Raw genomic sequence first — 19,842 nt, 5'->3', positions numbered from 1 at the left:
CAGGGCGACGCATGCCGACGGGAAACAGACCAGCCGCAGATGTGGGGCAGGGAAGAGCGAAGAGGGGAGGGTCATTTTCCGGCCTCCTGCCGAGCTGGGACGCGAGTCCACGAGGGCGGAGCGCTCGCTTCGATCACGCGTCCCCATACCTCGGCGGCGATCACCGGCTCCAGCAGCCCCCACGGGGTGTCTCTGCCTGACGCCGCCGAGCGCAGCTCCTCGCGCATCGTCTGCGGGTCGATCAGGCCGTGGCCCGCCAACCAGCCGTCGACAAGAACCGACACTTCCGGCAGGTGCGCACGCAATCCCAAGTGATGGTCGGAGTCCGTGCCACCCTTGGTGCGGCGCTGCGCGATCACCTCGGGCAGAACGCCCCGCATCGCTTCCGTCAACTGCGGTTTGTAGTGCCAGGGAGATCCTCGATCCTCGACGCGGAAGGCCAGTGCGGCCTCCACCACGGCCCGATCCAGGAACGGGGACTCCAGGCGGACGCCGAAGAACGCGGCGAACTGGGCGTCGGCGTGGGCGGTCCGTCCGATTCCGCGCAGCGCGTGCAGCTCTGCGTTGCCGCGTAGGAACTCTCCGGTTCCACGCGCAGGCCCCGACACGGCCATGTACCGTGCCTTTGGAGTGAGCCAGCGCGAAGAAGGGCCGCGCTCGCCCCGGGCCAGGCTTGACAGCAGGCGCCCCGGGCTCCCGCGGTCGAGTTTGGCCCACCCGTGCAGGTCACGTAGAGCGCGGAGTACACGGCCGCGTGCCGCCAGCCGGAGAACGAGCTCGGGCGACTGCATCAACAACGCGTCGCCTCCGTCACCGGTCATGTGGAGGGTGCTTCCGGTCGCGCGAATCCGCTCGTAGGCGAGCACGTGCCGGGCACTGGTGATGGTGGCCGGAGCCGGTTCATCGGTCGGCGGGACCCGGTCCAAGCCGCTGTAGGGAAGTTCCTTGTCGGTCAGAGGCAGCAGCATGTGGTCCACGTCCGGACGCTCTCGCACGGCCTGGCGTGCGTGGTCCAGGTCGCCGCCATGGTCCCTGGAAGCGGGATGGACCGTCCAAGCGGTGAGGGCGCGCGATCCCGAGGCCCGGTTCGAGGCGAGAAGGCACAGCGTGGTCGAGTCCAGGCCCCCGCTCAGGTCGCAGGAAAGGTGTTCCGCCTGAGCGAGCCGTGTCATGACAGCTCCCTCCAGGGCCTTCCTGAACAGCCGCAGGGCCTCGACCCGTGGTGCGCTTCTGGGCGCTGACCACCACCGGTCGACTGTGGCCCGTCCTCCTCTGTGCGCGTCTAGGCGGTGCCCCGGAGGAACGGTGCGCACCCGCAGGAAGGCGCTCCTTTCCGTTCCGTGCCGTCCGGCTGGGTCTGCCAGCAGGTCCGATATCCAGGCAAGGTCCACCCCACCGCCGGTGACACCCGACAGGGCGCGGCTGGAGGATGCCCACACCACCGAGTCCTCCACCTCACAGAAGTGGATCGGAAGTGCGTGCGCGGGATCGGTGAACACGGCCGCCCCTTCCGGATGGCCGACGACGACTGCGTAGGTCCCCGGCCAAGAGGGAGGGCCGAAGCGCCAGCTCCCCGACAGCCACGTCCGCAGACCGTCCGTGGTTACCGTGTGGCTGCCGAGCACGACCCCCTTCAGCGGACCGGCCTCGGCAACGGTCCCGGTGCCCCTGCCCACCGTCCACAACTCCCCGCAGGGAAGCGCTGTGGACCACGTGGGGGAGGCGGGTCGCACGGTGGGAGAACCGGTAGCCGCGACCACCCCGCCGAACCACTGCATGTCTCTCCTGTTCTTCGGGGCGGAACACGGCCACCGATCCCGCATCGGCCTACTGGTACTTGTAGCGCTTGTCCTCGCTGCCGCTCCTGCTGCTGGTCCCCTCGGTCAGCTCCACAGCGTCACCGATCTCGACGACAACGGGAGAGGCGATTTCCGCCTCTCGTACTTCCGTGGGCAAGGTGTGGTCCCGCATTGTTGTGTGCTCCCTTCCTCGGATTCCTCTGGAGCCATCAGTCTGTCCGTGCTCTGTGGGACGCCGCTACCGCACGAAGGACGCCTCGAAGGACGTCCCGGTGCGGTAGAAACGTCCCTATGCCCCCCAACGAACGGCTCCGTGTCTGCCTGGAACAGTCCGGCCACACGGCGGCATCTCTCGCCGCGCACGTGGGCACCGACCCCAAGACCGTGGCTCGCTGGATCAGCACCGGACGAGTGCCCCACCGCCGCAACGCACACGCGGTGGCGCGTGTACTCGACGCGGACGTCCGTCAACTCTGGCCCTCCCTGGAGCGACGGACCAAAGGATCAGCGGGTACGGACGAAGATCTGGTGGCCGTCCACCGGCAACGCTCCGACGTACCAGCCGAGCAGTGGCGGGGTATGTTCGCGGCTGCTGAGAGTTCGATCGACATCCTGGTATACGCGGCTCTGTTCCTCCACGAGCAGATTCCGGGGTGGGACGAGCTACTCAGGAACAGGGCCGAAGATGGCGTCCATGTGCGTGTACTCATCGGGGATCCCGGTTGCGAGGCCGTGCTCGTACGCGGTGGAGAGGAGAGCTTCGGCCACGGCATCCAAACCCGATGCCACCTGGCCGCGATGCACTACCGGCCTCTGACAATGGTTCCGGGAATCTCGGTAAGGGTGCATTCCACGACGTTGTACAACTCGCTCTACCGAGCCGATGACCACATGTACGTCAACACGCACCTGTACGGGGTCAACGCTTACGGCAACCCGCTGTTGCGGCTCAAACGCACGGCTTCTCAGGGGTTGTTCGACGCCTATGCCGCCAGTATGGACGCAGTGTGGGACATCGCGCGACCCCTTGAGGAGTGAAGAGGACATGGCACGCACCGAGTACTACGACGATCCGTCAGCTCCCGTTCCCAACAGTCTGGTGGTCGCGGCCAGTGCGGCCGTCGTCGACGATGGGGGGCGCCTGCTGCTGCAGCGTCGGGTGGACAACGGCCTGTGGGCGATGCCGGGCGGGGCGATGGAGATGACCGAGAGCCTGCCCGAGGCGGCCGTACGGGAGGTGCGTGAGGAGACCGGTTACGAGGTGGAGGTGACCGGGTTGGTGGGCACCTACACCGACGCTCGGCACATCATCGCCTACGACGACGGTGAGGTGCGCCGTCAGTTCAACGTGTGCTTCCGCGCCCGTGTGGTGGACGGACGCCTAGCGGTGAGCGATGAGTCCCACGAGATCTGCTGGTTCACCCCCGAGGAGGTGTCGGGCTTGGACATGCACCACACCCAGCGACTGCGCGTGGAACACGCATTGGGGAGCGGTGAGCCGTATCCCGGGTAAGTGGCCGGGGCTGGAACCGGACGGCCTACACTTTGGGTCTGGCCTCGGTGATGGACTCGTGTACCACCGAGCCGGGTGCATAGCACGTGAGGATCTCCTCCAACCTCGCCTCGAACGTGGTCGGCTGGCCGGTGGGGCCGCTGGTCAGGTCCTTGTACCACAGGGCCTTGGCGGCGGTCGACATCTCCCGGGGGAAGGCGTCCAGTTGGTCGGCCAGGCCGCGTCCCCTCTCTTCGTACTTCACGCCGGTGTGATGGGCGACCAGGCACACCAGCCGTTCGTCCGTACCCTGTTCGCGCAGCCAGCGGGCCCTGTCGAACGGATGGAATCCGGTCTTGGTTAGGGATGGGGTGTAGCCGATGTCGTGTACCGGGGCAGCGGCGCTCAACAGTTCCGATCTTCGGGCGCGACCGTCAGGGACGCCTGCCAGGTCTGCCACGCTGCACAGCGTACGTGGGACAGCGGTGTCCCCACGTCCGACAGCAGGGCCTCGGCTGTCCGCTCGGCCCACTCCACTAGACACATGCACACCACTGCAGTCCCGGCGCAGCCCTTGGCAGGAGATACACGGGCAAGGTCGGCCACACCTTCGCCTGCATACGCCGCGTTCAGGAGCCGAACTGTATTCCCAGCGCGAACACTGTGAGGACCGCTGTGCCAGTCCAGTAGAAGATCCGCAGTTTGCCCGTCGAGTGAATGGCCTGGCGATACGGCCAGGATTCATGGAAGTACGACGGTAGCGGGCTGGGGCTGGAGGCGCTGATCTGGCGAGTGAGACCGGCTTTGGGGAGCGTCCGGCGCAGTTCCTCCTCCAGAACCTCACCATGCTTGACCGAGCCGATCAGCAACCGGTGGTACCAGGACTTGTCCACGAAGAAGAAGGCCAGCCACAGGGTTAGGCTCAACCACAGCACTAGGGCGGAGAACTTCAGTGAGATGGAGAAGAAGTCCACCGCGATGTTGTGCCGGGATGTCACGGCGGCCGTTCCCAAGGCAAAGGTCATGACGGTCAGTGCCAGGCCGCGAATGCGCCAGCTGATGTCGTTGAAGTGCTGCTGGACCGTGATGGTCTGCTTCCACAGTTCCACGTAGTGCTGTGTTCGGGCCTCTTCGCCCAACGGCTCCTGCTCCACCTATACCTCCCGGAAGTCAAACATGTCCAGCAGTTCCGCGAACCCCTGACGTGCCACACGGGTGGGTACCACTTCAGGCCGCTCGGCCAGCGTTTTCTCCCTTTCGATGTCTTCCTGCGTCCAGTGGGACACCCGCCGCAGAAGCTCGTATCCCTCATGGTCGTGGGAGACACCATAGGCGGCGTGTACGTCGTGGACACCGAAGTCCTGGGCCATGGCGACGTCCTTCATGAGGCTGTCCCCGATGTAAACCGTCGCGTGTGGTCCGACGGGGAAGTCGTCGAGGATCCGCCGGAGCACCTCCTTGTTCGGTTTGAGTAGGCCCCGCGGTACCTGCCGGTGCTCTGTCTTCTTCAAGTCGTATTCGCTGTTCGGATACATACGGAGGTCCTCAGGGCTCGTCCCCCGAGGGAAGTCGTGGTCGGGAGAGGAGTACATGACGTCGATCAGACCGTCCAATCCGGTGTTGCGCATCCGCCACTCCGACCAGAAGGAGATCGATTCGGTATAGGCGACCACGGGCACACCGCGGTCCCGAAGGAAATGAAGCGTCTCCCTGACCCCCGGGTAGAGGCCGATGGTGTGCTTACGCGCGCTGTTGAGCGCGTGCAGCGCCTCATCGTAGACCTGCATCGGAGAACGGCCCCGGGAACGCTCTCTCAACGAGGGTAGTTCGTCCAGCAGCAGAGAGTACGCGGTGGTTCCCCGGAGGCGGTGTACCGCCCGCATCTCTGTTTCCAGTTGCTCCTGCGGAACCCCGCTCAGTGCGGTGAGCCGGCTCAGTAGGGCGGAGAACGAGGTGTGCCATGTGTGGAACCAGTCCCACAGGGTGTTATCGAGGTCGGTCACCAGGAGGGACACACGCGGCTTGGGGGTCTCGGAGAGCACGTTGGCCTCTCTGCCGGAGGAAACGGACACGGCGGTCGACGGTAGGAGGAGTCTACGTGCGTGGTCTGACAAGCGGGGAGCAGAGTGTTTCCCTACTTCTTCGGATGGGGTCAGGAGAATACGCGCTTCGATAACGGATGCTCTATATCCGTATGGCGTTTCTGTTTATAAATCTCGTACGGATGTTCGTTTTGGTGGTGCTTCTGTCGCCTCTTGTGGTGCTCGTTGGGCTTTTCGTCCTTTTGTGTGTTTCGGGTGTTACTGGTGGGGCGGTTGTTTCTGTGTTTTTTGGGTTCTGAGCCATAAGGAAAAGCGCCTTCTCAGGTTGGTATTGCTTTCCTTTGGGGTTCCTTCGATAATCTCCGTTGTCTTTTCATCCCCCTGACCGCCACCTGGCCGGAGGCCCTCTCGATGCCGGTTATCCCCCGCCGACGTCCCTTTTCAGCTGTCCGAAGTGTTGGTGCCCTCTTTCCCGAGGACATGCTCGTGCGTGTGGGAGAGGGAAGGGATGTTCCGGGCGGTGCCCCGGCCGACTACGGAGTCGTCGGCGCCCGTTCGGTCGCCGACGAGGCCGAACGGCACTGGGACTACCTTCTCGGTGCCTGGAGAGAACTCCGCCGTCACCTGCCCCGTGTCGGGGAGGGGGAGCTCCTCTCCGACCCGTCGGGAGCGGCCCTCACCCAGTGGGTCGCCCCCCTCCTGGGGGAGTTGGGCTTCGGACGCCTCGGCGCACTGCGGATCGAGGGTGTGCGTGCCGACGACGATGAGGGACGGCTCTTCGCCGTGGGCTACCGGTGGCAGCACGTCCTGGTCCACGTCGTCGACTGGGGAAGCCGGTTGGACAGGCCCGAGCGACGCGGGGTTCCCTCGTCCCAGTCCGTGCTCCAGGAGGCGCTCAACCATACACGTGCGCACCAGTGGGGAGCGCTGACCAACGGCCGGAGTATCCGGTTGCTGCGGGACTCCAATTCCTTCTCCACATCGTCGTACGTGGAATTCGATCTCGAATCCATGTTCGACGGTGAACTGTTCAGCGACTTCGTCCTTCTCTACCGCATGCTCCACGCATCGCGTTTCGAAATCCGGGAGGGAGAACCACCATCCTCCTGCTGGATGGAGAAGTGGCGCCTTGAGGCGGCCCAGTCCGGCGTCCGTGCCCTGGACGCTCTCAGGGACAACGTGGAAAGAGCCCTGGCCGCCCTGGGCACCGGTTTCCTGCGCCACCCGGCCAACGCCGCCCTGCGCCAGCGCACTGACGCCGCGACACTGCACCGGGCCCTGCTCCGCCTGACGTACCGCCTGATGTTCTGGTTCGTCGTCGAGGACCGGGACCTGCTACATCCGCCCGGCACCGACGAACGGACCCGCGGGCGCTACACCGCTTACTTCTCCTCCAGCCGGTTGCGCCGCCGCGCCCGGAGCAGGGCGGGCACCTCCCACCACGACCAGTACGAGACCCTGCGGGTCGTGCTCGACGCGCTCGGGGACGAGGAGGGATGTCCCCAGCTCGGCCTTCCCGGCCTCGGAGGACTGTTCACACCCACCCGGGACGACGCTCCGCTGGAGGGGCTGCGTCTGGCCAACCGCGCTCTGCTGGAGGCGGTACGTCACCTGGTCCAGGTCTGGGACCCGCGGAGTCGCCGGTGGCGGGTGGTCGACTACGCCTCGCTCTCGGCGAGGGAGCTGGGCAGCGTCTACGAGGCACTCCTGGAGACCGTGCCCGAGTACGACGCCGCCGAGCAGTCCTTCACCCTCGTCTCCCGGGCGGGGAACGAACGCAAGAGGACCGGCGCCTACTACACCCCCACCTCCCTGATCGAACGCCTCCTCGACTCCGCCCTCGACCCCGTCCTGGACGACGCGGTCAAGCGGGGCGAGGCCAATGCGACGGAGTGGGGTGAGGTGGACGCCGGCGAGGCCATCGCCGAGGAACTGCTGTCGGTCACCGTGTGCGATCCGGCGTGCGGTTCCGGACACTTCCTGGTGGCCGCGGCCCACCGGATCGCCAAACGGGTGGCCTCGGTCCGTGAACACACCCCCGAACCCTCCGAGGAGTCCTTCCGCCACGCCATACACGAGGTCGTCGCCCGTGGTCTGTACGGCGTCGACATCAACCCGATGGCGATCGACCTGGCGAAGGTGGCGCTGTGGCTGGAGGGGATGGAGCCCGGCCGTCCCCTGGACCTGCTCGATCCCCACCTCAAACACGGCAACGCCCTCCTCGGTGCGACCCCCAGGCAGCTGCGCGGGGGTGTCCCGGATGTGGCGTTCGCCGCCGTGGAGGGAGACGATCCCAAGGTCGCCGCCGCGCTCATGCGCGCCAACGCCCGCGAGCGCGAGGGACAGGCGACGCTCTTCGACACCGGTGACGGTGCGGTCAGGGTCGCCAACACCGCCTTCGCCGAGGGTCTGCACGAGCTCTACTCGATCCGTGCGGGAAGCCTGCGTGACGTGCGTCGTCAGGAGAAGGTGTATGAGGTCTGGCGTGAGTCACCCGACTACCTGCGGGACGTGCACATCGCCGACACCTGGTGCGCGAACTTCATGTGGGAGGAGACCGCGGACGCCCCGCGCCCGGTGACGGACGAGGTGTTCCGTGCCATGGACGACCCCCGCGGTGCCGCGGCGTCCGCGCGAGCGCACGAGGAGGTTGTCCGCCTGCGCGAGCGCTACCGCTTCTTCCACTGGCACCTGGAGTTTCCCGACGTGTTCCGGGTGCCCGGGGACGGTGTCGGGGTGGATCCGGAGACGGGATGGGACGGCGGTTTCGACGTCGTGCTGTCCAACCCGCCCTGGGACAAGGTCGACTTCGAGGACAAGAAGTACTTCGCGGTGGCGGAGCCGTCCATCGCGCGGATGGCGGGGATGGCACGCAGGCGCTACATCGCCGAGTGGCGGAAGGAGTTCCCGGAGGCGGGTGAACGCTACCGGCAGGCACGGCGTGAGGTGAAGTCCATCTTCCACTTCGCGGCCAAGTCTGGTTCGTACGAGCAGTGCGCGAAGGGCCTGAGCGTGAAGGGGGTGACGATGCTCCAGACGGACCAGTTGTTCGTTGAGCGCTTCACTGCCATTGCACATCGGAAGGGGAGGGTCGGGGCCGTCGTTCCCACGGCGGTCGCCACTGGCGCGAGCTCCCAGAGGCTCTTCCAGGACCTGACAACACGTGGCAGGATACGCAAGCTTCTCGACTTCGAGAACAAGAAGATCTTCCAGGGCGTGGACCAGCGACAGAAGTTCTGTCTGCTCTCACTCACTTTGGAGGAACGCCAGGCGCCTCCCACGGAGTTCGCATTCTTCGTGATCGAGGACCATGAGCTTGATGACCCGCGTAGGAAGTTCGAGCTCACCCCGAAGGAGATCTCCCTTCTCAATCCCAACACCCGGACCCTGCCGGTCTTCCGCTCCCGGCGCGACGCCGATCTCACCACGTCCGTCTACCAGCGGTTGCCTGCCCTGTGGGATGAGTCGAAGCGGTCCGGAAACCACTGGGCGCTGCGCTTCAAGGCGACGCTCTTTCACATGACCGACGACTCGGGCCTGTTCCGCACACGTAAAGAGCTGGAGGCCGACGACTGGGAGCTGGAGGGCAATGTCTTCGTCCGGGACGGTGAGCGGATGCTACCTCTGTACGAGGGCAAGATGGCGCATCACTTCGACCACCGGTGGAACAGCTTCACCGGGACGGGAAACGACAGCGTGCGCCCCCTGAATCCCGCGGAGAAGCACGGCCCGGAGGCGGTCGCTCAGCCCCGCTACTGGGTGCCGGAACATGACATACCGGACGACGGAACGGACCGCAGGGGGCGGCCCTCCGTCCAGGAAGGGTTGTCCGCGAGACTGGCCGCCTCGGGCTGGGACAGGGCGTGGCTCTACGGCTGGAGGGACGTCTGCCGGGCCACGGACGAGCGGACCGCCATCCCGGCGTTCCTGCCCCGCGGAGGTGTCGGGCACACCTTCCCGCTGGTGCTGTCCCTGAAGGAGCCCGAACTCCTCGCGGCGCTGTGCGCCGTGCAGAGTTCCCTCGTCTTCGACTACGTGAGCAGACAGAAGATCAGCGGCATCCATATGGCCCTGTCGACGTGGAAACAGTTGCCGGTCCCCGCTCCCGTTGATCTGGAGCCGCACACCGCCTTCCTCGTTCCCAGGGTGCTCGAACTCGTCTACACCGCCCATGACATGGAACCGCTGGCCCAGGACCTCGGCTACGACGGGCCACCCTTCGGCTGGGACGAGGAGCGCCGGACCGCTATCCGTGCCGAGTTGGACGCCTACTGCCTGCACCTCTACGGGATCGGTCGTGAGGACGCCGACTACATCCTGGAGACCTTCCAGACTGGCCGGGGCGGGCTCAAGAACAACGAGATCGCTCGTTACGGCACCTACCGGACCAAGGACATGGTGTTGGTGGCCTTCGACCGCATGGCGCCGACGGGCGTCGCGCTCGACCGGCCGCTGCGGGACGGACGGGAGTACAACACACCCCTCAGCCGGTGGCCTGGCCAACCCACTCCTTGAGCCTGTTGGTAAGTGACGTGCTTTCGAGCCCGTACACGTGGTGGACGCACCCTGCCCGGCGACGGCCGCGCAGGGGCCATGCATGGTTTACGACGGCGGAGAGCCCAATGGCGGTTCACAATCGTCCTGTGTTCACTGACGCTCCATGGAAGTATGTTGACAGGGCTTTCATTGTCTGGTCTGCTGTGAGCATCGCCTCTGATGGCAGAGGCTTCCCCCAGTAGTCCACGGCATCGGAGGACGCCCGTGTACCTCGAAAGACTCCAACTCAGGGGCTTCCGTTCGCTCGCCGACGCGACCATCACCCTCCAACCCGGTGTGACCGTGCTGGTGGGAGAGAACAACGCGGGCAAGTCCAATGTCATGGACGCCATCCGGCATCTGACCGAGCCGTTGGACGGCAAGCGCGACCTCCACCTACAGCGCGACGACCTGTACCGCGACGGATGCCCTGCGGGAGGGCACCGGCCTGACTGTCCGCTCAGCATCGAGTTCGCGGGGCGGTACGCCTTCCAGAAGATCAGTGACCTCGCCCCCTACAACCAGGCTCTCAACCCTGACCGGAACTCGATCAGCTATCGGCTCACCTACACACCGCCCCCGACCGTGAGCCAGCGGGGAGAGCTCTCCTGGCAGGCGGGTGAGACGGACACGGCCGACCACGACCCCGAGCCCGCCGCTCGTAAGCGCATCCGTCACCTCTATCTGCCACCCCTGCGCGATGCCCGGCGTGAGCTGGCGTCCAGCGCGGGTAGTCGGGTCCAGCATGTGGTTGAGCGGCTGCTCAAGGATGTCGACAAGCGCCAGAGTTTCATCGCTGATGTGGAGAAGCAGTTCCAGATCATTGAGGAACTCCCGGTTCTGACCGCTGCGGCCAAGCACGTCCAGAAGGGACTGACCAGACTCACGGAGGGAGCTCACCATCAGCGAGTGGGAGTCGGCTTCGCCGAGACCTCTCTCGCGTCGGTGACCCGCGCGCTGCGCCTGCGGCTGGAACAGGTCGGGTTGGACCCCCGCGACCTCGCCCAGAGCGGCCTGGGTTACGCCAACCTGCTGTTCATGGCCACCGTCCTCACCCAGCTCCAGGACGCCGCCGAGGCCGATCTGACACTGCTGCTGGTCGAGGAACCCGAAGCCCACCTGCACCCCCAGCTCCAGACGATCCTCATGGACTACCTCGCCGAGGAGGCGGCCAGGAGCCATCAGCGCGAAGTCGTGGGCGACGCTTGGCTGGGACGCATCCAGGTCGTGGTCACCACGCACTCACCCCACATCGCCACCGCTGTCGGTCCGGAGAACTTCGTGGTGCTCCAGCGGCACCGTCACATGGAGCCGGAAAGGAAAGAAGGTGCTGAGAAGGAAGAGGAGGCTGAGCTGGAAGCCACGACGGCACGTCTTCCGGAATACCGTTCCAAGGCGGTCGCCGTCCAAGGCCTCGGACTGACGGACGCGAGTCTGCGCAGGGTCCGCCAGTATCTCAACGCCACACGCAGCACCCTACTCTTCGGCCCTCGTGTGCTCCTCCTGGAGGGAATCGCCGAGGCCATCCTGGCACCGGCCTTCGCGGAACAACTCCTCGACCGGGCCGCTCTACAGCGTTTCCGGGGAACAGCGGTGGTGCCCATCGACGGAGTGGACTTCGAGCCCTACCTCCGGGTCCTGTTGACCAAGGACCGGCAGAGTGGCCACCGCATCGCCCAGCGGGTCGCGGTCATCACCGACGGGGACTTCTTCGGTCTGGACGAGAAGAGGAGGGTCGATCGCCCAGGCAACCTCCGGGACCTCTTCGCCGAGCTGGAGGCTTCGGACGACGTCGCTCAGGTCTTCTCCAACCGGACGACGCTCGAACCCGAACTGCTGGCGGCCGACGAGCGCAACGCGCCCCTTCTCCAGGAGGCATGGAGAAACCAGCGTCCCCAAGCATGGGCGGGTGACTGGGATGCCCTGCCCACCGGGCCGGAGGAGGCACGGGCCAGGGCGTTCGCAGACCTGTTCGGCAAACACGGTGTTCGCAAGGGTGACTTCGCCCAGGACCTCCTGGAGGTCGCGGCGGAGCTCGGGCCGGACAGACACCTGATCCCTCCGACGTACTTCCGTAGCGCGCTCTCGTGGATCACCCAGGGGGAGTCCACCGATGAGCACTGACCTTCAGACCCCGGGCGTGGGGAGCCAACTACGAGAGCAGGCTCGGGTCGCCCAGCGCGCGGTCGTCGAGGTTGAGACGCTGCCAGGGCAACCCGTTGGTGTTGTGGCATGCCCCGGAGCCGGTAAGACCCGCGTCATCGTGGACCGACACCTTGAGCGGACCCTCCCCGTGCGTAAGGGACGGGCGATCGCGTCGTTCACCAAGGTGGCGGGTCGTGAGCTGCGCAGACGCTGCCGTGAGGCGGGAAAGCCCGAGCTGGCTGCCTTTCCGCACTTCATCGGCACGATCGACACCTTCATCTGGCTCCATCTGGTCCGTCCCTACCTGCGCGTCCCCACGCAGGGCGGACGGTCCTGGCGCCGGTTGGAATCGTGGAGGGATCACCCCGGGGCCAGCGACCGCGGACTGAACCTGGAGGACTTCACCTTCACCGCGACCAACAACGGCATGCGTGTGGGAGCGGCTGCTCTGAGGGAGTCGTCCCGCTACAAGCTGGGAGGGCGTAGCCCCTACAACCCCCAGCTCTGGGCTGCGCAGAAGATCGGCGAGCTGTTCGAGGAGGGATACGTCACCGGTGACCTCGTCCGGGACCTTGCGCTACGGTTGCTCGCTGTTCCAGAACTGTCTGGGGCGATGATGTCCGTACTCACCGCCAGATTCAGCGAACTCGTCGTCGACGAGGCTCAGGACTGCTCGGCCGAGGACCGCAGGATCCTCCAGGACCTGGCTGCCCGAGGTCTGCCGCTGATGCTTGTCGGCGATCCCGACCAGGCCATCTACGGGTTCCGGGACACGGCGTCCGCGAGCGACGCCCCCGTGCTCCTCGATGCGGCACGGCCATTGCGGCTGCGGCACAACTGGCGCTCCAGCCAAACCATCTGCGACCTCGCCGCGACCCTGCGCACGAGTGAGCGGCAAGCTGATATCGCGGCCGGTTCGCACCGGGACGAGCGGGTTCCGATTCTCCTCACCGCCTTGCCGAGCCGCGGGACCGGCCACGTCCGGGCCTTCTGTGAGGAGGCCGACCGAATCGGGATCCCGCAGGAGGAGCGCCTCGTCATCGCGCACCGCAGATCCTCCCTGCCCAAGGACCTCACGGGCGCGGCAACGCCACCCACATCGCATATCGGCAGGCTGGCCTGGGCGGTCGGTGTCCTGAACGCCGGGTCTCCTCCGACCAAGCAGCGCGAGGAAGCCGGAGCGGTCATCCGGGCGAGCATCCTGGACGTGTGGTGCGGAAAGGACGACCTTCCGGAGGCGGCCAGGCTGAAGAGGCACAAGGTCACAGCGCAGGGATTGGCCCGGAGTCAGGCTCTGGTGCTACGCGACCTTCCGCCCCTGGACCAGGCGATGGGGGAGTGGAGGGAGCAGGCCAGGGAGGTGTTCAGGCGACACAGTCCCAGCCAGGACCTCGTAGACCCCAAGCACAAGCCTCGATGGACACCCAGGAACACGAAAAAGGACGGCGAACCTGCCTACAAGGTGGGTGGTCACAGCCAACCCCAGGCCGACGCGCCGGTGGAGGTGGGCCGGGTCACCAGCATCCATCAGGTCAAGGGTGAGGAGGCCGACGCCGTCCTGGTCATCATTCCGAAGCCGACCGAGAGGAACTTCTGTGAGGAGCTGCTCTCCTCCTGGCTGGACCAGGAGCGCCCCGCCACCCAGGAGCTCGTAGAGGACCGCAACGTCCTCTACGTCGCGGCCACGCGTGCTCGTCGTCTGCTGGCTTTCGCGCTCTGCGCGGACCATCTTTTCCGGGTCAAGGCATTCCTTGAGGAGCGCGATATTCCGTTCCGGGTGGCAACATGAGGCCTTCTCACACGTGTTCGGGAACATGAAGTGGTGAGGAGCCGGCCGTTGCGCATGGACTCCTGCAGATCTCAGACAAGCGGCCGTCCGCGAGGCGTTGGACGAGACCCGCTACCGGGTCGGTGCGGTGGAGCATGTAGCCACGTTCGAGCCGATGATCGGCACGCTTCGCAGCTCCCACCACGTCTTCGTGGGATGTGACGCTGAACTCGTCGCGGACCCGACCGAGTTCGACGAGGGCGTCTACGAGCGGGCGCCCCTTGCCAAGGTCCGCGGTCTGACCGTTGGAGGGCGGGTACGGAGATCGGGCACCCTCGCCCTACTCCACCTGCTCGCCGTCTGAGAGGACCCGGGGCTCCAGGAGCGGGCCGGGCGGGCGCCCTGGCGGACCTAAACGAACGCTCGGACGGCGCGGAGGCGCATTGTGTCTGCCGTGCTCCGGGGCGCTGGTCCTGGAGGCTCATCCCCCGAGTCACAGGAAACGTATCCCTCGATGCTCGCGACGTACTCCTCCTCGGTGTCGAACGCTCCCCAGTACGAATCAACGTAGAGCTCCGAGAACTCGTACCCCTTCATCTCGCCGCACCAGTCCACCGTGTTGGCTTCCAGGACATGCAGCATCGCCTCGCGGACCTCGCTCTCTCCCGGCCCGGGACCTGCGGTGTCCCACTCGTCCTGGTCAGCCACCACGCGATAGCCTTCACCGGTTTCCACAAGGACGCCGGTGTCCAGAAGCACCGCCATGCCATCGAAAGGTTCGAGGTTGTTGGCCTCCTCGACCTCTCTGCGCTCCTCGTAGTAATCCTCGATGTTCTCCATGACGGACCCGTCCTCGTTCCTGGCGAACATCTCCTGGATGACGTGGGCGTCGATGGCGTTCTTCACCCAGAGCTCTGGCACCCGCTCACCCGACACCTCGGAGGCGGGGGAGTCGCCTCCGCTCGATGAACCGTCGGGGGAAGTGCACGCGGAGACAAGCACGAGAACACCGCCGGAGACGGCAGCCAGCGCCAGCGGAGCCTTCTTCACGGAAGACCAGCCCTCCTTTCGAAACCAGAAGCAGGAAACGTTCGTCATGAGCTCGGCGCGTTCGCCGGGACTCCTTCCCTCGATCCACTCGGTGAGACCGCGTGCGGCTTCCCCGTCGTCTCCCCACTCGTGGGTGTAGAGCTGACCGATGATGCGGTCCGTCACGTTCTGCGCGGTCTCCTCGGTCCAGGGAAGGTCTCCCTCGACCCCTTCGGGGTAATCCCCGGTGAGAACCGCGTAGTTGGCGTCCTCGTTGCGCGTCGCGACGTCGAGGAGGCCGGACATGGAGCTGTCGTCGCCTCCCAGGGCATCGATCCGTACGAGCGATGCCGAGACGGTGTCCATCATGCGGGTCGAGAACTCGGCACCTCCTTCGAAGTCCTCGTGGGAGTTCGAGAGGAGGTCGTCGAGGTAACCCGCCCGCTCCATCCAGTCCGTGTGGGTCTGGGTGTACTGGCCACCGGCTCTGACACCGCTGAAGTCACTCCAGCAGTACCCGCAGCAGGGACTGCTCGGCGGTCAGCTCCTTGGCGGTGTCCAGGGCCCGGGCCGCTTCGGCGCGCTCGGCCGCGCTGGGCTTGCACAGCACGACCTCGGACAGGTTCTGGCGCCCATACATCGGGGTCAGGTACAGGCCCAGCGCGTTCATCTGAGCCGGACCGGCTGTTGAGGCGCGCGAAGCGGGTGCCGACGTGGTCACGTGTCGGACGACGGGCGCGTGGTCCTGCCGGAGCAGCGGCCCGATCAGCCGCTCGCTCTCCCACACCAGGCCGCTGACCAGACACAGCTCGAACGCCTCCACCCAGGTCTGGGGGGTGAGTTCCAGGTCGACCGTGGGCCGAAAGCCAAGGTCGGGGTCGTCGCCGTCCATGTTGGACAGGGCGGCGCCCAGCAGCGGCAGGGGGATTTTGAGGTCTCCCCCGGGCATGACCAGGCAGTCCAACCCACCGTGGGATGCTTCGGCCGCGGTGCGTAGGACCCTGTGGGTGAAGGCCCGGTCAGTGACGAGCGCCGGATCGTGCACCGAGCGGGCGGCCACGTGGTCCACCAGGTCCCGGCTCAACTCCTGGAGCCTGCTCACCAGCGAAGGGCCGTGTCTACGACATCGAGCCCGGCGACGCCTCCCGCTGGGTGCGCCTGTGCGACACCGGCGACCAGGTCACGCTCACGGTCAAGGAGATCGACTCCGACGCCATCGGCGGCACCCGCGAGACCGAGACATCCGTGGGCGACTTCGCCACCGCCAAGGCCCTGCTGGGCAAGCTGGGCTACACCCCGAAGGCCCACCAGGAGAACCGCCGTCGCAGTTTCACCCTGGACGGCGCCCACCTGGAGACCGACTCCTGGCCGCGTATCCCCGCCTACCTGGAGACCGAGGCCGACAGCCGCGCCGACGTGGTGCGCGTCGCGGCCCTGCCCGGCTACGCCGAGGCGGACCTGACAGGGGAGAACACCACCAACCACGTCAGGAGACCGCGCCGGACCCGACACCGGGCCCGGTGCGGCCGTCACCTTCCTTCCGCCCCAGCCGCCTAGTAATCGCCGCTCGCGAACCACACGAGCGAGAACACGTACAACAGGCCGAAGCCGAACGGAACGCTCAACGCGAGCACCCACACCAGCGCCGCGCCCCGGGCAGCCCACCCGCGGCACAGCGCCAGGACGAGCAGCACCAGGGCCCCCTCGAGGATGAGCACGCCCAGGTGGACGTCCTCCCCTCCGGCCCCCACGTGTGCTCTGACGCTCATCCACAGGAAGACCGCCATCAGCGCGAGGGGAAAACCCGCGGCGAACGCTCTGACACCCGTGACGTGTGATCGGACCCTGCTCCCGAGGGACCCCAGGACCGCGCCCATGATGAGCCCCACCGGGACCCAGACCCCGTACTCCTGCACGTTGTGGTCATCGGCCGCCAGATGCGTGGTGGCCAGGTGCCCGAGAACGGCGGACAGGTACGCGGCCGAACCGGCGGCGGCCGCCGCCCAGGAACGGAGCGCCGACCAGCCGAGCAGCACCGGCGGCACGACGTACAGTCCGACCGACCACTCCAGGAACGGGACCCCCTCGGCGTTCAGGCCGTCGACGAACACCGCGAGCGCTCCGCAACCGAAGCCCGCTCCCACGGCCAGGGCCAGGAACAGCACCGGATACCGATCCAGGAAACCCCGGAGGGCGTGGGGAGGCGCTGGTGGAGGGCTGTCCTGCTGCGCTGCCCGCCTGCTCCGCGAGGAGGGCGTGGGTCGCGTACTCACCGGGGGTACCCCCTGTCAGGACCTTCGCCCGGACAAGGGCGCTCGGGGCTCGGCGCGGCCTCGCCGGGGCCTTCGGCGCCGACTCGGGGGTGTCCTCGTGGGGGGAGGACAGGGTGTCGGCGACCTTGGGTGAGGGCGGCTAGTCCTGCTTCGGGTTGCTGTTCAGCTTGCGCCGTTCCCAGCGGTTGGGGTGGCGGATGACCACTCCCGCCATGCCGCCGGACCCGGTGAGCCGGATCAGCGGGGTTCCCGCGAGCCGGTCGGGAGTGGTCTTGTCCTTCAGGCCGCCGATGCCGGGGTCCATGCCGCTGGTGTCCGCGGCCCAGCCGTCGGGGATGATGATCGTGACGCCAGCCGCCTCCCCGTACGTCTCCACCGCGACCTCCGTGAGGCGGCACTCGGCCCGGGTGAAGTCGATCTTCACGCCCGCTATGCCTCCGTGAGCGATCACGTGCCCGGGCACCTCCCAGCGCCCGGGGCCGCGGGACGCACCGTGCATGCCGCCCTTGAGTACCAGCGGCGGCTGGCTTTCGGGGGGCTGCGGCTTGGGCAGGTCGGCGGTCAGGACGGCCAACTCGGCGTGGGTCCTGGAATTCAGCGCCTGCTCCAGACGCGAGTCCAGCTCGTCGAGGTCGATGCGCCCCTCGGCTGCCGCGTCGCGCAGCTGCTCCACCACTGCTTCCCGGTCGTCGTGTGAGGCGCGGAGCCCTCCGGAGGGAGCGGGGCGCGGAGAGGGTTTCGGGGGCTGGGCGTTCATGGCCTTAAGAATAGGAGCCGGCGAACCGGGCTGTACATCCCGAGGGCCTGAGCGATGACTGGGGCTGGGGCGGCAGGCGCATGTCCAGGGCACCGCCTATGCCTTCTCCCCGGCCCGGGGAAGCAGCCGCACCACCCAGCCGCACCACCCATCAGCCCGAGCCCTCCGCCCCTCACGCCACGACCGGCGTCCTGGGTCTGCCCAGGCGGCGCAGCACGTCCAGCGCGGCCGCGCGGAGAACCCGGCGGGGCGTGTACGGCCGGACGCCCTCCTGCCGCGGGTTGACCATCTTGGCCTTCAGCCGCTCGTTGTTGGGCCAGCGGACCTTGGAGGCCCAGCCGAGCTTCTCGAAGATCCAGATGAGGCGGGCGGAGATGTCGATCTGGCCCTTGAGCACGCCGTGGCGCGCGCAGGTGGGGTCGGCGTGGTGCAGGTTGTGCCGGGACTCGCCGAAGGACGGGGTGGCCAGCCACCACACGTCGCGGGAGCGGTCGCGCACCTCGAGGTTCTCCTCGCCTGCCGGGATGCGGCGCACTGCCTGGATCTTGAACTCGAAGGAGTAGGACTTGTCCGCCTGTTTGGCCACCAGCGCTCCCGGGCCATGGATCCGCCACCGTTGGTACAGGCGCCGGATCGGCCATCGGGACACTCCCAGCGTGGTCGCCACCGATTGATCGGACCTGCCCTGCTCGAACCACGCTATCGCGGCCTCACGTTGGGAGGGGGTGAGCGAGCTGTTCGCTCTCATGGGACTGCTCCCTGGTTGATGGAACTGGATTTCCAGTCCAACTTCCAGGGAGCAGTTCACACCGGCGGGCCCCAGGGTTCTTCACACGTGGATCAGTGACGCTCGGAGGCGGCGGCCCTCTCCCGTCGGTCGCGCACCCGGGTGACCACGGCGAAGGTCACGGTGGCCACCAGTCCCAAGGCCGGCAGGGTGATCCAGGTCATCGCCCACATGAACTGCCGCGTTCTGGCGTTCTCGACCACGTCCGTGGAGGCGACGCCGAACTCGGAGGTCGGGTTGCTGCAACTGATGCTGTAGGTGCCGCTCTCGGTGACCTCCAGGCTCTGGACCAGGTGCCACTCCTCGGCCCCGTAGTCGAAGCTGCTCGCCCCGTGGGTCCGGTACTCCCCCGAGGCGCCGGAGGGGGTGGTGAACGAACAGGAGCCGCTGTACGACAGGCCGTAGACCCCGATGGTGTCGAGGTCCTCCCTGTCGACCTCCAGCCGGACGTACAGGTTCGTGCCCACCTCGCTGATGAAGTCCGGTGCGGGTTGACGCACCCAGGGGCCCAGCGCCAGCAGGACCCCCAAGACCACCAGTGTGACCACAGCGGAGACCAGGCTCGCGACGTAGCCGCCACGCAGACCACGCTTACGCGGGGCCTGCGGGGCCTGCGGGGAGCCGGGGGGAATGGAGGGAGAGGGGGAGGAAGGGGAAGACATGGACGACATCATGTCAGCGGGTCACGACCAGAAGTGAGCGGCAGGCGAGCGGTGTCTTCCGTGGGGGCGCACCGACGGCAGGAAGGGCTTCGGCGGCCTGTGCTGTCGTAGGGGCACCGTAGGTTGCCGGTCATGAGTTCTGGACTGATGGCCTACAGCGTCGACCTCGACAGGATCTCCTCCGAGTACACCCGGGGGGAGTGCGAGCTCCACGGGACCTTCCTCGACAACCGCCCCTTCTCACCGGTGTACCACTGGTGGTTCGAGGAGGTGGACGCCGTCCTGCGGAAGCTGGGCGTCACCGCGGTGAGGATGGACGACCTGTGGATGGGTGAGGAGTCCGGGGAGGAGTGGGGCAAGAACGCGGTCCGCACCGCGGCCTCGCAGGCGGCCAAGGTGACCACCGAACAGGTCGACGCCCTGGACGACCACTCCATGCGCGAGTCCGTGCACACCGTCCTGGAGTGGATCCGCGCGGCGGCCGGACGGAACCACGGAATCGTCGGCTTCTACCACTGAACACCTCACACGAGCCGCCTCACACAAGGCCCG

Annotated in this window: 16 protein-coding genes and 3 pseudogenes; 8 read left to right on the top strand and 11 right to left on the bottom strand. The window is 66.9% G+C overall.

From position 1 onward, the window contains the following. Positions 1-71: 71 nt before the first annotated feature. Both FYW99_RS14030 and FYW99_RS14025 read right to left on the bottom strand, forming a co-directional pair. Positions 72-1,778, bottom strand: coding sequence for an albusnodin/ikarugamycin family macrolactam cyclase (locus FYW99_RS14030; RefSeq protein ID WP_190394658.1), 1,707 nt, complete (start codon positions 1,776-1,778; stop codon positions 72-74). 49 nt (positions 1,779-1,827) lie between these two features. Next, positions 1,828-1,971 (bottom strand): albusnodin family lasso peptide, encoded by a 144-nt coding sequence (locus tag FYW99_RS14025; protein ID WP_150252482.1) that lies wholly within the window; start codon positions 1,969-1,971, stop codon positions 1,828-1,830. A gap of 119 nt (positions 1,972-2,090) precedes the next feature. On the opposite strand from FYW99_RS14025, the gene FYW99_RS14020 reads away from it, so the two are divergent. Further along, positions 2,091-2,837 (top strand): helix-turn-helix domain-containing protein, encoded by a 747-nt coding sequence (locus tag FYW99_RS14020; protein ID WP_150252481.1) that lies wholly within the window; start codon positions 2,091-2,093, stop codon positions 2,835-2,837. Positions 2,838-2,844: 7 nt separating this feature from the next. After that, on the top strand, positions 2,845-3,312 hold the full coding sequence (locus tag FYW99_RS14015) for an NUDIX hydrolase (RefSeq protein WP_150252480.1): 468 nt from the start codon (positions 2,845-2,847) through the stop codon (positions 3,310-3,312). A gap of 25 nt (positions 3,313-3,337) precedes the next feature. Here the strand turns inward: FYW99_RS14015 and FYW99_RS14010 are convergent, their stop codons facing one another. The 3 genes from FYW99_RS14010 to FYW99_RS14000 form a co-directional block, all read right to left on the bottom strand. Then, the gene (locus FYW99_RS14010; protein WP_223839019.1) at positions 3,338-3,700 is read right to left on the bottom strand and encodes a phosphohydrolase; all 363 of its coding nucleotides are present in this window, start codon (positions 3,698-3,700) and stop codon (positions 3,338-3,340) included. Between the two features lie 220 nt (positions 3,701-3,920). Further along, on the bottom strand, positions 3,921-4,445 hold the full coding sequence (locus FYW99_RS14005; RefSeq protein ID WP_223839018.1) for a hypothetical protein: 525 nt from the start codon (positions 4,443-4,445) through the stop codon (positions 3,921-3,923). Further along, positions 4,446-5,363, bottom strand: coding sequence for an HAD family hydrolase (locus tag FYW99_RS14000; RefSeq protein WP_223839017.1), 918 nt, complete (start codon positions 5,361-5,363; stop codon positions 4,446-4,448). A gap of 462 nt (positions 5,364-5,825) precedes the next feature. Between FYW99_RS14000 and FYW99_RS13995 the strand changes: the two genes are divergently transcribed. The 4 genes from FYW99_RS13995 to FYW99_RS13980 all read left to right on the top strand — a co-directional run bounded on the left by FYW99_RS13995 (position 5,826) and on the right by FYW99_RS13980 (position 14,146). Beyond that, positions 5,826-9,848 (top strand): Eco57I restriction-modification methylase domain-containing protein, encoded by a 4,023-nt coding sequence (locus tag FYW99_RS13995; protein ID WP_223839016.1) that lies wholly within the window; start codon positions 5,826-5,828, stop codon positions 9,846-9,848. A 246-nt stretch (positions 9,849-10,094) separates the two neighbouring features. Continuing rightward, entirely contained in the window at positions 10,095-11,993 is a 1,899-nt protein-coding gene (locus FYW99_RS13990; protein ID WP_190394657.1) for an ATP-dependent nuclease, read from the top strand. After that, positions 11,983-13,803, top strand: a complete 1,821-nt coding sequence (locus FYW99_RS13985; protein WP_150252477.1) for a UvrD-helicase domain-containing protein — start codon at positions 11,983-11,985, stop codon at positions 13,801-13,803. The genes FYW99_RS13990 and FYW99_RS13985 overlap by 11 nt, the downstream gene beginning before the upstream one ends. Before the next feature lie 154 nt (positions 13,804-13,957). Beyond that, entirely contained in the window at positions 13,958-14,146 is a 189-nt protein-coding gene (locus FYW99_RS13980) for a hypothetical protein (protein WP_223839011.1), read from the top strand. A 47-nt stretch (positions 14,147-14,193) separates the two neighbouring features. Here FYW99_RS13980 and FYW99_RS13975 read toward each other — a convergent pair. Together FYW99_RS13975 and FYW99_RS13970 are read right to left on the bottom strand one after the other, a co-directional pair. Continuing rightward, positions 14,194-15,267 (bottom strand): annotated as a pseudogene (locus FYW99_RS13975) (TPR repeat region-containing protein); the annotation flags it as partial. Positions 15,268-15,313: 46 nt separating this feature from the next. Next, positions 15,314-15,913, bottom strand: coding sequence for a hypothetical protein (locus tag FYW99_RS13970; protein ID WP_150252475.1), 600 nt, complete (start codon positions 15,911-15,913; stop codon positions 15,314-15,316). Between the two features lie 14 nt (positions 15,914-15,927). On the opposite strand from FYW99_RS13970, the pseudogene FYW99_RS13965 reads away from it, so the two are divergent. Then, positions 15,928-16,368, top strand: a pseudogene (locus FYW99_RS13965) (CYTH domain-containing protein); the annotation flags it as partial. On the opposite strand, the gene FYW99_RS13960 reads toward FYW99_RS13965, so the two are convergent. From FYW99_RS13960 to FYW99_RS13945, 4 genes and pseudogenes are all read right to left on the bottom strand, one after another. Next, positions 16,365-16,976 carry a DUF6518 family protein gene (locus FYW99_RS13960; RefSeq protein WP_150252473.1) on the bottom strand — a complete coding sequence of 204 codons (612 nt, stop codon included), beginning with the start codon at positions 16,974-16,976 and terminating at the stop codon, positions 16,365-16,367. The pseudogene FYW99_RS13965 and the gene FYW99_RS13960 overlap by 4 nt on opposite strands. Positions 16,977-17,223: 247 nt before the next feature. Next, complete coding sequence (locus FYW99_RS13955; protein WP_150252472.1) at positions 17,224-17,841, bottom strand: DUF1707 SHOCT-like domain-containing protein; 618 nt, start codon at positions 17,839-17,841, stop codon at positions 17,224-17,226. 280 nt (positions 17,842-18,121) lie between these two features. Beyond that, positions 18,122-18,358: pseudogene (locus FYW99_RS13950) on the bottom strand (acyl-CoA desaturase); the annotation flags it as partial. A gap of 323 nt (positions 18,359-18,681) precedes the next feature. Further along, a complete protein-coding gene (locus FYW99_RS13945; protein ID WP_223839009.1) occupies positions 18,682-19,290 on the bottom strand; it encodes a hypothetical protein in 609 nt (202 codons plus the stop codon). Positions 19,291-19,422: 132 nt separating this feature from the next. On the opposite strand from FYW99_RS13945, the gene FYW99_RS13940 reads away from it, so the two are divergent. Then, the gene (locus FYW99_RS13940; protein WP_223839007.1) at positions 19,423-19,809 is read left to right on the top strand and encodes a DUF7691 family protein; all 387 of its coding nucleotides are present in this window, start codon (positions 19,423-19,425) and stop codon (positions 19,807-19,809) included. Positions 19,810-19,842 lie beyond the last annotated feature (33 nt).

Origin of the sequence: Nocardiopsis deserti, assembly GCF_008638355.1 — a bacterium.
Taxonomy (GTDB): Bacteria; Actinomycetota; Actinomycetes; order Streptosporangiales; family Streptosporangiaceae; genus Nocardiopsis; species Nocardiopsis alborubida.
The sequence above is the reverse complement of the archived record's forward strand: the minus strand, read 5'-3'. Positions and strand labels throughout refer to the sequence as shown.

Bases quoted from the DNA above. Each gene is read 5' to 3' on its own strand.
- FYW99_RS14020 (WP_150252481.1), top strand. From the start codon at position 2,091: ATGCCCCCCAACGAACGGCTCCGTGTCTGCCTGGAACAGTCCGGCCAC.
- FYW99_RS14015 (WP_150252480.1), top strand. From the start codon at position 2,845: ATGGCACGCACCGAGTACTACGACGATCCGTCAGCTCCCGTTCCCAAC.
- FYW99_RS14030 (WP_190394658.1), bottom strand. From the start codon at position 1,778: ATGCAGTGGTTCGGCGGGGTGGTCGCGGCTACCGGTTCTCCCACCGTG.
- FYW99_RS13945 (WP_223839009.1), bottom strand. From the start codon at position 19,290: ATGTCTTCCCCTTCCTCCCCCTCTCCCTCCATTCCCCCCGGCTCCCCG.
- FYW99_RS13940 (WP_223839007.1), top strand. From the start codon at position 19,423: ATGAGTTCTGGACTGATGGCCTACAGCGTCGACCTCGACAGGATCTCC.
- FYW99_RS13980 (WP_223839011.1), top strand. From the start codon at position 13,958: ATGATCGGCACGCTTCGCAGCTCCCACCACGTCTTCGTGGGATGTGAC.
- FYW99_RS13955 (WP_150252472.1), bottom strand. From the start codon at position 17,841: ATGAACGCCCAGCCCCCGAAACCCTCTCCGCGCCCCGCTCCCTCCGGA.
- FYW99_RS13985 (WP_150252477.1), top strand. From the start codon at position 11,983: ATGAGCACTGACCTTCAGACCCCGGGCGTGGGGAGCCAACTACGAGAG.
- FYW99_RS14025 (WP_150252482.1), bottom strand. From the start codon at position 1,971: ATGCGGGACCACACCTTGCCCACGGAAGTACGAGAGGCGGAAATCGCC.